A 517-nucleotide genomic window follows, 5' to 3' on the forward strand; every position below is an offset into this window, starting at 1 on the left:
GCGCGCTCACGGGCAACCAGGCGGTGCAGCAGGTCCGCGCGGGCCTGGAGGCGATCTACCTGTCGGGCTGGCAGGTGGCGGCGGACGCGAACCTGTCCGGCCAGACGTACCCCGACCAGAGCCTCTACCCCGCGAACTCGGTGCCTGCCGTCGTGCGCCGCATCAACAACGCGCTGCTGCGGGCCGACCAGGTCGAGGTCGCCGAGCACGGGCGGGCGTCGCGCGACTGGCTCGTGCCGGTGGTGGCGGACGCGGAGGCCGGGTTCGGCGGCCCGCTCAACGCCTACGAGCTCATGCACGCCATGATCGCGGCCGGCGCGGCGGGCGTGCACTGGGAGGACCAGCTCGCGGCGGAGAAGAAGTGCGGCCACCTGGGCGGCAAGGTGCTCGTGCCCACCGCGCAGCACGTGCGGACGCTGTCGGCGGCGCGGCTCGCGGCGGACGTCGCCGACGTCCCGACGGTCATCGTCGCCCGGACCGACGCGCTCGGCGCCGACCTGCTGACGAGCGACGCCGA

The 517-nt window shown here is 75.0% G+C and carries 1 protein-coding gene; it reads left to right on the forward strand.

All coding sequences use genetic code 11. From position 1 onward, the window contains the following. A partial coding sequence (locus OMK64_RS20415) for an isocitrate lyase/phosphoenolpyruvate mutase family protein (RefSeq protein ID WP_272730179.1) occupies nt 1–517 on the forward strand: 517 nt, incomplete at both ends.

The sequence above is a fragment of the Cellulomonas fimi genome, assembly GCF_028527925.1.
Lineage (GTDB): Bacteria > Actinomycetota > Actinomycetes > Actinomycetales > Cellulomonadaceae > Cellulomonas > Cellulomonas fimi_C.